The organism is Cellulomonas jepli (assembly GCF_047229345.1).
GTDB lineage: Bacteria > Actinomycetota > Actinomycetes > Actinomycetales > Cellulomonadaceae > Cellulomonas_A.
Genome location: NZ_JBFTER010000134.1, coordinates 1 through 11,841 on the forward strand (window position 1 = coordinate 1; position 11,841 = coordinate 11,841).

Consider the following 11,841-nt stretch of genomic DNA (forward strand, 5'->3'; position numbering starts at 1 on the left):
GGCGCCGGCCGTGGACGTGCCGGGCGGCCCGTCACGGGACGGCGCGGCGGAGGCGTCATGCGTCCTCCGCGACGCCCGACTGCGGGCCCGCACCGGCTCCGGCCGCGCGCGCGAGCTCCGCGAGCACGTCGGGGACCAGTGCGGTGACGTCGCCCGCGCCGATCGTCAGCAGCAGGTCGCCGGGCCGGGCGGCGCGAGCGACGGCCACCGCGGCCTGGGCCCGGTCCGCGACGAACGTCGCCCGGCCCTCGGTCGGGACGCGCTCGGTGATCATCGCCCCCGTCACCTCGGGGTCCGGGTCCTCGCGGGCCGCGTACACGTCGGTGACCACGACGACGTCCGCGAGGTCGAGCGCCTCGGCGAACTCCGTGGCGAACGTCCGCGTGCGCGAGAACAGGTGCGGCTGGAACAGCGCGAGCACGCGCCCGTCCCCCGCGACCGCCCGGGCGGCCCGCAGCAGAGCGGCCACCTCGGTGGGGTGGTGCGCGTAGTCGTCGACGACCCGGACGCCGCCGGCGTCGCCGCGGTGCTCGAACCGGCGGCCCGTGCCCCGGAACGCGGCGAGCCCCGCGGTCGCGGAGGCGACCGACGCCCCGAGCCGCCGTGCGGCGACGTACGCCGCGGCCGCGTTGAGCGCGTTGTGCGCGCCGGGGGCCGTGAGGACGAGCGTCGTGCTGCCGATCGCCGGCGCGGCGTCGAGCGTCGCGGACCAGGAGCCGCCCTGGAGCCGCACGGGCCCGACGACGACGTCCGCGCGGGCGTCGGTCCCGTACGTGACCACGTCGACGCCGCGTGCGGCGAGGCCGGCGCGCGTGCGCTCGACGAGCCGCGCGGCGCCGGGGTCGTCGACGCACGTGACGAGCAACCCCCCGGGGACGACGCGCTCGGTGAACGCCACGAACGCGTCCTCGAACGCCTCGCGCGTGCCGTAGTGGTCGAGGTGGTCGGGCTCGACGTTCGTCACGATCGCCACCTCGGGCGCGTACGCCAGGAACGAGCCGTCCGACTCGTCGGCCTCGGCCACGAACGTCGGCCCCTCGCCCGGCCGGCCCCCCGCCACGGGTCCCGCCGCGGTCAGCACCGTGCCGCCGATCGCGAACGACGGGTCGAGCCCGGCCTCGAGCAGCGCCGTCGCGACCATCGCCGACGTCGTCGTCTTCCCGTGCGCGCCCGCCACGGCGACCGCGCGTCGCCCGACCATGAGCGCGGCGAGCGCCTCCGACCGGTGCAGGACGCGCAGCCCGTCGCGCCGTGCGCGCGCGAGCTCGACGTTGGACTCGCGGACCGCGGAGGACACCACGACGGTGTCGACCCCGTCGAGGTGCGCCGCGTCGTGCCCGACGAACACCGTCACGCCCGCAGCCCGCAGCGGGACGAGCGCCGGACCGTCCTGCGCGTCGGACCCGCTGACCGGCACGCCTCGCGCCGCGAGCAGCCCCGCGACCGCCGACATGCCTGCGCCGCCGACGCCGACGAGGTGGGTGCGGCCGAGGACCGTCAGGCCGTCGGCCGCGACGAGCTCCTGGACGTCCGTGGGAGCGGGCCGGCTCACGGCGTGTCCCCCGACGGGACGCCGTGCGCCGCTGCGCCGTCCTCCGCCGTGCCGTCGGCCGCCGTGCCGTCCGAGGCCGCGCCGCGTGCGGGACCCGTGGCGCTCGCCGGCGCGAGGTGCGCCTCGACGAGGTCGGCGACGCGGGCGGCCGCGTCGCGCACGCCCACGGAGGCCGCCGCGGCGCTCATCCGCTCACGCTCCCCGCGCGCGCCCGGTCCGACGAGCAGCGGCAGCAGGTGCTCGCGGAGCCACGGCGCCGTGAGCTCGTCGTCCGCGACGACGAGACCGCCGCCGGCCGCGACGACGGGCGCCGCGTTGAGGCGCTGCTCCCCGTTGCCGATGGGCAGCGGGACGTACACCGCGGGCAGCCCGAGCGCCGCGATCTCGCTGACGGTCCCCGCGCCCGAGCGGCCCAGGACGACGTCGGCGCACGCCAGCGCGAGCTGCATCTCGTCGAGGTACTCGCGCACGTGGTAGCGGTCGGCACCGGGCAGCCCGTCCACGACGGCGCGCACCGCGTCCGCCTTCCCGGCGCCGGTCGAGTGCAGCACCTGGACGCCCGCGGCGATCAGGTCCGCGGCGACGGACGCGATCGCCGCGTTGACGCTCACGGCACCGAGCGAGCCACCCGTGACGACCAGCGTCGGCAGCGCCGGGTCGAGCCCGAGCCGGCGGGCCGCGTCGGTGCGGGTCCCCGCGGCGTCGCGGGCGCGGTCCGCGATGAGCCCCGCGATCTCGGGACGCAGCGGCAGCCCGGTGACGAGCGCGCCGGGCAGCTCCGTCCCGGGGAACGTCACCGCGACCGAGGCCGCCCAGCGGGCGCCGAGCCGGTTCGCGAGCCCGGGGCGGGCGTTCTGCTCGTGCACCACGACCGGCACGGCGCGCGAGCGCGCGGCGAGGTACGCGGGCGTCGAGACGTACCCGCCGAACCCGACGACGACCTGGGCGCCGCTCGCGTCGATCGCGTCACCCGCGGCGCGCACGGCCTCGCGCAGGCGCCCCGGCAGGCGCAGCACGTCCGAGCTCGGGCGGCGCGGGAGCGGCACGCGCGGGACGAGCGCGAGCGGCAGCCCGCGCTCGGGCACGAGACGCGCCTCGAGGCCCGACGCGGTGCCGAGCACCGTGAGCCGGACGCCGGGGTCACGGCGGCGGAGCTCCTCGGCGACCGCGAGCAGCGGGTTCACGTGGCCGGCGGTCCCCCCACCGGCGAGCAGGACGGAACGGACGGGCAGGTCAGGCACGGATCCTCCCGAGCACCGCGAGCGAGCGGCGCACGACGTGCGGGCGCGCGGCGAGGGCCTCGGCAGCACCGGGCTCGGCGCGCGCGAACGAGATGACCATGCCGAGGGCCGTCATGGTCACGATGAGCGCCGACCCGCCTGCGGAGACGAGCGGCAGCGGGACGCCGATGATCGGGACGAGACCGATCACGACGCCGACGTTGACGAGCGCCTGCCCGATCACCCAGCACGCGACGGCGCCCGTGGTGATCTTGACGGACGGGTCCGGGTGGCGCCGGATGATGCGGAACATGGCGAGCGCGAGCAGCGTGAACAGGCCCAGCACGAGCAGCGTGCCGATGAGCCCGAGCTCCTCGCCGATGATCGCGAAGATGAAGTCGTTGTGCGCCTCGGGCAGGTAGGACCACTTCTCCGCGCTGCCGCCGAGCCCGACCCCGCCCCAGCCGCCGGTCGCGAGCGCCCGGATCCCGTGCTCGGACTGGTAGCACTCGTTGGTGATGTCGCACTCGTCGCTGAGCCACGAGAAGATGCGCTTCCTGCGGTTCGCGCTGGGGATCGTGAGGGCGGCGACGCCCACGGCCGCGATCGCCCCGGCGAAGCCGAAGACGCGCAGCGGGATACCGGCGATGAACAGCGCGCCGGCCACGAGCACGATGAGCACGAGAGCGGTGCCCAGGTCGTGCCCGAGCATGACGAGCCCGACCATGAGCACCGAGACGGGCACCGCGGGCACCAGGGCGTGGCGCCACTCACCGAGCAGAGCGCGTTTGCGCGCGAGCACGGCACCCAGCCACGCGGCGAGGGCGAGCTTGACCACCTCCGCGGGCTGCATCGTGAAGGACCCGAAGCCGATCCAGCCGCGGTTTCCTCCGGCGCTCAGGCCGAGCGGGGTGAGCGTGAGCAGCTGCAGCACGGCGGCGACAGCGAGAGCCGGCCACGCGATGCGCGTGTAGAAGCGCTGGGGCAGGCGCGACGCGACGAACATCACGGGCACGCCGATGAGCGCGAACTGCGCCTGGGTGACGAAGACCGCGTACGGCGACTCGTTCGCGGCGAGCGACTCGACGCTCGAGCTCGACAGCACCATCACGAGCCCGAGCACGATGAGCAGCGCGGTGGCGCCCGTGAGCACGTAGTAGCTCGTCACGGCGCTGTCCCACTGCCCGAGCAGCGACCCGGCGCGCGAGCGACCCGGGGACGGGGGCTCGACCGCACCGGGCCGGGCGGGCGTCGTCTGCGCCACGGCCGCGGGCCTCAGGACTCGTCCGGCGCGAGCGCCCGGACGGCCGCGGCGAACGCGTCGCCGCGCTCGGCGTAGGAGGTGAACTGGTCCATCGACGCGCACGCCGGCGCGAGCAGCACGGTCGCGGGGGTCTGCGTCCCGGCGAGCGCGCGCGCGGAGTCGACGGCGCGGGTCATCACCGATCCAGTGTCACCGGGATCGACGGCCACGACGGGAACCTCGGGCGCGTGTCGGTCCAGCGCGTCCCGGAGCGGCTGCTGGTCGACGCCGATCAGCACCACGCCCCGCAGCCGGTCCCGGCGCGTGCGCACGAGCTCGTCGAAGGTCGCCCCCTTGGCCAGCCCGCCGGCGACCCACACGACCGTGCCCGCCTCGAACGACGCGAGCGCGGCGGCCGCGGCGTGCGGGTTCGTGGCCTTCGAGTCGTCGACCCACGTGATCCCGCCGGTCTCCGCGACCCGCTCGATGCGGTGCCCGCCCGGGGCGTAGGCGCGCAGCCCGTCCCGCACCGCGACCGGCGCGACCCCGTGCGCGAGGGCGAGCGCCGCGGCGGCGAGCGCGTTCTGGACGACGTGCGGCGGCACGGCGCCGTCCGCCCCGGCGAGGTGCGCGAGGTCCGCGAGCGTGCCGAGCTCGGCGGCGTGCGTGTGGCGCAACGACGCGAAGCCGCGGTCCACCAGCACGTCCTCGACGACGCCGACCTGGCCCACGCGCGGGGTCCCGAGCGTGAAGCCGACCGCGACCGCGCCGTCCTCGACGTCGGCCTCGCGCACGAGCTCCTCGGTGCGCGGGTCGGCCGCGCTGTACACGCACGCGACCTGCGCCCGCTCGTAGACCCGGCCCTTGTCCGCCGCGTACGCGTCGAACGACCCGTGCCAGTCCAGGTGGTCCTCGGCGACGTTGAGCACCGCGGCCGCCTGCGCCGACATCGAGTGCGTGAAGTGCAGCTGGAAGCTCGAGAGCTCGACCGCGAGCACGTCGAGCGTCGGGTCTGTCGCCGCGAGCACGACCGGCGTCCCGACGTTGCCGACGGCCGCCGCGTGCTCGCCGCCGGCACGCAGGACCGAGGCGAGCATCCCCACGGTCGTGGTCTTGCCGTTGGTGCCCGTGACGGCGAGCCACGGCGCGGGACCGCCGCCGCCCGCGCGGTCGACGCGGAGCTGCCACGCGAGCTCGACCTCGCTCCAGACGGGCACCCCGCGCTCGAGGGCGCCTGCCAGGAGCGGGTCGCTCGGCGGCCAGCCCGGCGAGGCGACCACGAGGTCGACCTCGTCGAGCCCCCCGCCCGCGACGAAGGCCGCGGAGTCGGACGCGTCGGCGTCGGCGGCGTGCCGGTCGACGGTGACGACGTGCGCCCCCGCGGCCGTCAGGACCTCGAGCGCGGCGCGCCCGGAGACCCCGAGCCCCGCGAGGACGACCCGGTGACGTGCGAGGTCCACTAGCCGGCCACCCACTCGCCGTAGAAGATGCCGACGCCGACGGCCACGAACAGCCCGGCGATGATCCAGAACCGGATGACGATCGTGACCTCGCCCCAGCCCGAGAGCTCGAAGTGGTGGTGCAGCGGCGCCATCTTGAACACGCGTTTGCCGGTCATCCGGAAGAAGCCGATCTGGATGACGTCGGACAGCACGACGAGCACGAACATCCCGCCGATGATCGCCGCGAGGATCTCGGTGCGGGAGAGGATCGACAGGCCGGCGAGCGCGCCGCCGAGCGCGAGCGAGCCGGTGTCGCCCATGAAGATCTTCGCGGGGCTCGCGTTCCACCACAGGAACCCGAAGCACGCCCCGGTGATCGCCGCGGCGACGACCGCGAGGTCGAGCGGGTCCCGTGCCTCGTAGCAGCGTGGCCCGGCGGTCGCGAGGAACTGGCAGCTCTGGTTGAACTGCCAGACGCCCACGAGCACGTACGCGCCGAAGACGATGAGCGAGACGCCCGTGGCCAGCCCGTCGAGCCCGTCGGTCAGGTTCACCGCGTTGGACCACGCCGTGATGAGGAAGTTGGCCCACAGCACGAAGAGGATGAGCCCGACGGTCGCGCCGGCGAACGCGAGGTCGATGTTCGTGTCGCGGATGAACGAGACCCGGGTCGACGCCGGCGTGCGGAACTGGTCATTCGGGAACTGCAGCGCGGCCACCGCGAACGTGATGCCGACGAGGCCCTGGCCGAGGATCTTGGGTTTCGCCTTGAGGCCCAGGCTGCGCTGCCGGGAGATCTTGATGAAGTCGTCGAGGAAGCCGACGGTGCCGAGCCCGGTCATGAGGAACAGCACGAGCACCGCGGACACGCTCGGCAGCTGCTGCGTCGCGATCAGGCCGCCGACCCAGCCGAGCAGCGTCGCGCCGATGATGACGACGCCGCCCATCGTCGGCGTCCCGCGCTTGGTGTAGTGCGCGGTCGGGCCGTCCTGCCGGATGAACTGGCCGTACTGCCGGCGGATCAGGAACCGGATGAACAGGGGCGTGCCCAGCAGCGCGACGAGCATCGACAGGCCGCCGGAGATCAGGACCGCTCTCACGGGGCGACCTCCTGGGGTGCGAGCAGCCGGTCGCCCAGCTGCCAGAGCCCGGACCCGTACGACGACTTCACGAGCACGACGTCGCCCGCGCGCAGCTCCTCGGCGAGGAACCGCTCAGCGGCGTCGACGTCGGGCACGACCACGACCTCGTCGCCCCACGAGCCCTCGCGCATCGCCCCGTCGGCGATCGCCTGCGCGCCCGCCCCGACCACGACGGTCAAGGCGACGTTGAGCCGCACGACCATGAGCCCGATCGCCTCGTGCTCCGCACGCGCGTCCGGGCCGAGCTCGAGCATCTCCCCGAGCACCGCGACCGAGCGCCGGTCCCTCCCGGCGAGCACCGCGAGGGCCTTGAGCGCGGCCCGCATCGAGTCCGGGTTGGCGTTGTAGGAGTCGTCGACGACCGTGACGCCGTCCGGGCGGTCGACGACGTGCATGCGGTGCGGGCTCAGCGCGTCGGCGGCGCTCAGCACCTGCGCGACGTGCTCGAGGGGCAGGCCGACCGCGAGCGAGGCGGCCGCCGCGGCGAGCGCGTTGTTGAGGTGGTGCTCCCCCACGAGCCGCAGCTGCACGGGCGCGCTCGCGTCGGTGCCGTCGGCGCCCGGGGCCACGAGCGTGAACGAGACGCGACCCGCGCGGTCGAGGCGGATGTCGGTCGCGCGGACGGTCGCGTCGGGCGTGCCGCCGAACGTCACGACGTCGCCGCTCGCGAGCTCGGCCATCGCCATGACGCGCTCGTCCTGCGCGTTGAGCACCGCGGTGCCGCCCGGCACGAGGCCCGCGACGAGCTCGGACTTGGCGCGGGCGACGGCCTCGATCCCGCCGAACTCGCCCAGGTGCGCCGAGCCGACGACGAGCACGACCGCGACGTCCGGGGGGGCGATGTCGGTCAGGTAGGTGAGGTGACCGATCCCGCTCGCGCCCATCTCGAGGACGAGGTAGCGCGTCTGCTCGTCGGCCCGCAGCACGGTCAGCGGCAGGCCGATCTCGTTGTTGAACGACTTCTCGGGCGCGACCGTCGGGCCCGCCGCACCGCAGAGCTGCGCGAGCAGGTCCTTGGTCGTGGTCTTGCCGACCGAGCCCGTCACCGCGACGACCTGGAGGCCCGAGCCCCCGGGCTCGACCGCGGCCTCGCGCAGCCGCACGAGCACGTCGCGCGCGAGGTCGCCGAGCGCCTTCTCGACGTCGGGGACGACGACGCACGGCAGCGCCTCTCCCCCGGGTCCGGTGAGCTCGCGCGCCGCGACGACGAGCGACGCGCCCGCGGCGACGGCGCCCGCCGCGAAGTCGTGGCCGTCGACGTGCTCCCCGGGCAGCGCCACGAAGAGCGAGCCCGGACCGACCTGGCGCGAGTCGACCACGACGGGGCCGGGCACGACGGTGCGGGGGTCGAGCGTGTCCGGGCGCAGCACGCCGCCGGTCGCGGCCGCGATGTCGGCCGCCGTGAGCGCGATCACGCGAGCAGCCCCTGGCTCTCGTGCCGCGCGGCCTGCGCCGCACGCAGCACGTCACGGTCGTTGTACCGGTGGAACACCCCGGCGATCTCCTGGGTGGGCTCGTGGCCCTTGCCGGTGATGATGATCGTGTCCTGGTCCGTCGCGAGGTCGAGGGCGTCGTGGATGGCCTGGGTCCTGCTGGTCGCCTCGTGCACGTCCGCGAGCGACGGACGCTCGGCGCGCACGCCGTCGAGGATCGCGGCGCGGATCGAGGCGGGGTCCTCCGAGCGCGGGTTCTCGTCGGTCACGACGAGCACGTCCGCGAGGCGCGCGGCCACCTCGCCCATGATCGGGCGCTTGCCGCGGTCGCGGTCGCCGTCCGACCCGAAGACGATCACGAGCCGCCCGGGGGTGATGGGGCGGACGGCCTCGAGCGCGAGCACCAGGGCGTCGGGCGTGTGGGCGTAGTCGACGAGCGCGAGCGGCGTGCCCGGGGCCCGCTCGATCACGCGCTCCATGCGGCCGGGGATCGCGTGCGAGTGGGCGACCGCGTCGACGGCCGTCGCGAGGTCGACGCCCGCGCGGTGCGCGAGCACGACGGCGAGCGCGGCGTTCGACACGTTGACCAGGCCGGGCAGCGGGCTCGCGGCGACATGCTCGGTGCCGTCGGGCCCGCGCAGCGTGAACGTGGAACCGACGCCGTCGAGCCCGATGTCCGCGCTCGTGACGGCCCAGTCCGCGCTCGCGGCGACGTCCGCGCCGACGTGCGTCGAGACGGTCTCCACGGGGATCCGCGCCTCGGCCGCGAGCCGCCGGCCCCACGCGTCGTCCACGACGACGACCCCGCGGCGCGCCTGTCCGGGCGCGAGCAGGCGGGCCTTGTCGCGGAAGTAGCCCTCCATGTCGCCGTGGAAGTCGAGGTGGTCGCGCTGCAGGTTCGTGAACCCCGCGACGTCGAGCTCGAGCCCGCCGACACGGCCGAGCGCGAGCGCGTGCGACGAGACCTCGGTGGTGACCGCCGTCGCCCCCTGCTCGCGGGCGAGCGCCAGGATCGCCTGCAGCACCGGCGCCTCGACGGTCGTGCGCGGGCTCTCGATCGCGTCGTCGCCGATCCGCAGCTCGACGGTGCCGAGCACGACCGTGCGCGCGTGCGCCGTGCGCAGCGCCGCGTCGACGAAGTACGTCGTGGTCGTCTTGCCGTTGGTCCCGGTGATGCCGACGCTCGCGAGCCCGGCGGCCGGGTGACCGTACGCCCAGGCGGCCACGGGGCCGGCGAGCGCCCGGGCGTCGGAGGTCACGAGCACGGGCACGGGCAGGCCGTCGGCCGCGTGAGCGAGGAGCTCCGCACCGGCCTCGTCGGTCAGCACCGCGACCGCGCCCTGCCCGACGGCCTGCCCGGCGTACGCGGCGCCGTGCACCTTCGCGCCGCTCAGGGCGACGAAGACGTCACCCGGGGCGGTGTCGGGGCTCGAGACGGTCACGCCCGTGAGGACGGCGTCAGGACTAGGGGCCGGGCCGCGTACCTCGAGCTCGAACGCGGCGACGAGGTCGACGACCCGGTGCGTGGCGGGATGCTCAGGGCGCAGCCGGCCCTGGGGGGACGTCATGGGGAGAATCTACCCCGGTCGGAGGCGCCCCAGCGGCGCGGCGGGAGTCCCCCGTCCGGTCGACGCGGGGCCTGCGGGCTCACTCCCACGTCGTCGGGAACAGCTCCGCGGGGACCCCCGACGGGGCCACGCCGAGCTCCTGGAGCGCGAAGCCCGCCACGTCGCTGAAGACCGGCGCCGCGACGGTGCCGCCCCACTCCGACGAGCGCGGGTCCTGCAGGAACACCCCGACGGCGACCCTCGGGTCGTCCGCCGGCGCCACGCCGATGAACGAGGCCGTGATGCCGTTCGGGTTGAACTTCTGCGCGGTCCCGGTCTTGCCCGCCACGCGGTAGCCCGGGATCGCGGCGTTGCCGCCGGTGCCCTCGTCGACCGCGCTCTCGAGCATCGTCAGCACGGTGTCGGCGGTCTGCGGCGAGACGACCTGGGTCGACGTGGGCGGCTCGGCCGCCGCGGGCGTGCCGTCGGCCGACGTCCAGCCCTTGATCAGGTGCGGCTCGACGCGCACGCCGTCGTTCGCGATCGTCGCGAACACCGACGTCGCCTGGAGCGCGGTCACCGAGACGCCCTGGCCGAACAGGACGGCGTACTTCGTGCGCCCGTCCCAGTCCTCGGCGGGGTGCAGCAGGCCCCTCGACTCGTTGGGCAGCTCGATGCCGAGCTGGGAGCCGAAGCCGAACTTCGCGAGGTAGTCGTGGCGCACCTGCTGCGGGATGTCCTGCCCGATCATCACCGTGCCCGTGTTCGACGACTCCGCGAGCACGCCCGTCGTCGTGAGCTTGAGACCGGCGTGCTCGTGCGAGTCCTTGAACGTCTGCTCGTTGGCGGTCGTGTACTGGTACGGGACCTCGTAGGGCGTCGTCGGCGTCGTCAGGCCGAGCTCGAGCGCCGCGGCCATCGTCACGACCTTCGCGGTCGAGCCGGGCTCGAAGACGTCCGAGATCGCGCTCGAGCCGCGCAGGTTGCCCGCCGCGGGCTGGTTCGGGTCGACCGCCCCCGAGTCGGCGAGCGCGAGCAGCTCCCCCGTCCGCGGGTCGAGGACGACGATGACCCCCGAGCTCGCGCCCGTCTCGGCCACCCGGGCGTCGATCGCCTCCTGGGCGTAGAACTGGAGGTCGTTGAGCAGCGTGAGCTGCACGCTGTCGCCGGCCTGCGGGCTCGTCCCGTCCTGGAAGCCGCCCGGGATCTCCTGACCGAGGCGCCCGCGCTCCCACACCGCGAGACCCGGCGTCCCGGCGAGCCGGTCGTCGAGCAGGGCCTCGAGCCCCGACGCGCCCTGCCCCTCGCGGTTGACCCAGCCGAGCAGGTTCCCCGCGACGATGCCGTTCGGGTACACGCGCTTGGGCGTCGGGTCAAAGCCGATCGAGTAGATCTTGAGGTCGCGGATCGCGCGGACCTGCGCCGGCAGCACGTCGCGCTGCACGACCTTGTACTTGGCGTCGCCCGTGAGCACCGCGCCGAGCTCGGCCGGGTTCATGCCGAGGATCGGGGCGATCCTCGCGGCGGCGCCCGCCGGTCCCGCGACGAGCGGGTCGCTGCCCTTGAGCTCCCACTCGGCGAGCTCGCGCTGGTTGACGTGCATGGTGTAGCGCTCGACCGACGTCGCGAGCGGCTTGCCGTTCGCGTCCGTGATCTGGCCGCGCGCCGCGATGAGCTCGGCGTACGACAGCCGCTCCTCGAGCGCCTTCGCCGCGATGGCCTCGCCCTGGAAGCCCTGGATGTACACGAGCCGCCCGGCGAAGACCGTGAGCAGCACGAGGACGAGCACCGTGAGCACGGCCTGGCGGCGGTGCGGGTCCGCGGGCTCGCGCGGCGGGGCGGGGGGTGGCGGGACGCGGCGGGCGGGAACCCGGACGCCCTCCGACGGGACGAGCCCGCGGCGCACGGTGGTGCGTCCGGCCGGGCCGGGGCGCAGCACGCGCTCACCCGCCGGCGGCGTGCGCGTGGACGACGACGCACGCGGGGCGGGCGCGCGGAGCGGCGCGACCCCGGGGGTCGTGGCTCGTCCGGAGGTGCGCGGCACCGACGTCCGCGGCGCCGGGTCGTCCGGACGAGCGGTGCGCGGGGCGCTGGTGGTCCTGCTCGCGGCGAGCGGCGTCGCGCGACCGGTGGAGGTGCGCGGGGCGGAGGCGCGGGCGGCGGAGGTGCGGGCAGCGCCGGCGCGCGCGCGTCGTCCCGGGGCTGCCCGAGGCGCAGCAGATGATCGACCACTACGGCGAGCACCGGCACGACGTCGAGCAC

Annotated in this window: 8 protein-coding genes; all 8 read right to left on the reverse strand. The window is 75.4% G+C overall.

Features of this window, described 5'->3' with window-relative positions:
• Positions 1-55: 55 nt before the first annotated feature.
• The 8 genes from murC to AB6N24_RS21175 all read right to left on the reverse strand — a co-directional run bounded on the left by murC (position 56) and on the right by AB6N24_RS21175 (position 11,518).
• Positions 56-1,453 carry a UDP-N-acetylmuramate--L-alanine ligase gene (gene murC, locus AB6N24_RS21140; RefSeq protein WP_412871340.1) on the reverse strand — a complete coding sequence of 466 codons (1,398 nt, stop codon included), beginning with the start codon at positions 1,451-1,453 and terminating at the stop codon, positions 56-58.
• 95 nt (positions 1,454-1,548) lie between these two features.
• The gene (gene murG / locus AB6N24_RS21145; protein ID WP_412871333.1) at positions 1,549-2,793 is read right to left on the reverse strand and encodes an undecaprenyldiphospho-muramoylpentapeptide beta-N-acetylglucosaminyltransferase; all 1,245 of its coding nucleotides are present in this window, start codon (positions 2,791-2,793) and stop codon (positions 1,549-1,551) included.
• Complete coding sequence (ftsW, locus tag AB6N24_RS21150; protein ID WP_412871334.1) at positions 2,786-4,036, reverse strand: putative lipid II flippase FtsW; 1,251 nt, start codon at positions 4,034-4,036, stop codon at positions 2,786-2,788. The genes murG and ftsW overlap by 8 nt, the downstream gene beginning before the upstream one ends.
• Before the next feature lie 11 nt (positions 4,037-4,047).
• Entirely contained in the window at positions 4,048-5,475 is a 1,428-nt protein-coding gene (gene murD, locus AB6N24_RS21155) for a UDP-N-acetylmuramoyl-L-alanine--D-glutamate ligase (RefSeq protein ID WP_412871335.1), read from the reverse strand.
• A complete protein-coding gene (mraY, locus tag AB6N24_RS21160) occupies positions 5,475-6,557 on the reverse strand; it encodes a phospho-N-acetylmuramoyl-pentapeptide-transferase (RefSeq protein ID WP_412871336.1) in 1,083 nt (360 codons plus the stop codon). The genes murD and mraY overlap by 1 nt, the downstream gene beginning before the upstream one ends.
• The gene (locus tag AB6N24_RS21165; protein ID WP_412871337.1) at positions 6,554-8,014 is read right to left on the reverse strand and encodes a UDP-N-acetylmuramoyl-tripeptide--D-alanyl-D-alanine ligase; all 1,461 of its coding nucleotides are present in this window, start codon (positions 8,012-8,014) and stop codon (positions 6,554-6,556) included. Before AB6N24_RS21165 ends, mraY begins: the two co-directional genes overlap by 4 nt.
• Complete coding sequence (locus AB6N24_RS21170) at positions 8,011-9,600, reverse strand: UDP-N-acetylmuramoyl-L-alanyl-D-glutamate--2,6-diaminopimelate ligase (RefSeq protein ID WP_412871338.1); 1,590 nt, start codon at positions 9,598-9,600, stop codon at positions 8,011-8,013. The genes AB6N24_RS21165 and AB6N24_RS21170 overlap by 4 nt, the downstream gene beginning before the upstream one ends.
• A gap of 79 nt (positions 9,601-9,679) precedes the next feature.
• Positions 9,680-11,518, reverse strand: coding sequence for a peptidoglycan D,D-transpeptidase FtsI family protein (locus tag AB6N24_RS21175; RefSeq protein WP_412871339.1), 1,839 nt, complete (start codon positions 11,516-11,518; stop codon positions 9,680-9,682).
• Positions 11,519-11,841: the final 323 nt, after the last annotated feature.

What these genes read in the sequence shown, in the direction of transcription:
- murC (WP_412871340.1), bottom strand. Translation starts at nt 1,453, where the DNA reads ATGTCGGCGGTCGCGGGGCTGCTCGCGGCGCGAGGCGTGCCGGTCAGC.
- AB6N24_RS21170 (WP_412871338.1), bottom strand. Translation starts at nt 9,600, where the DNA reads ATGACGTCCCCCCAGGGCCGGCTGCGCCCTGAGCATCCCGCCACGCAC.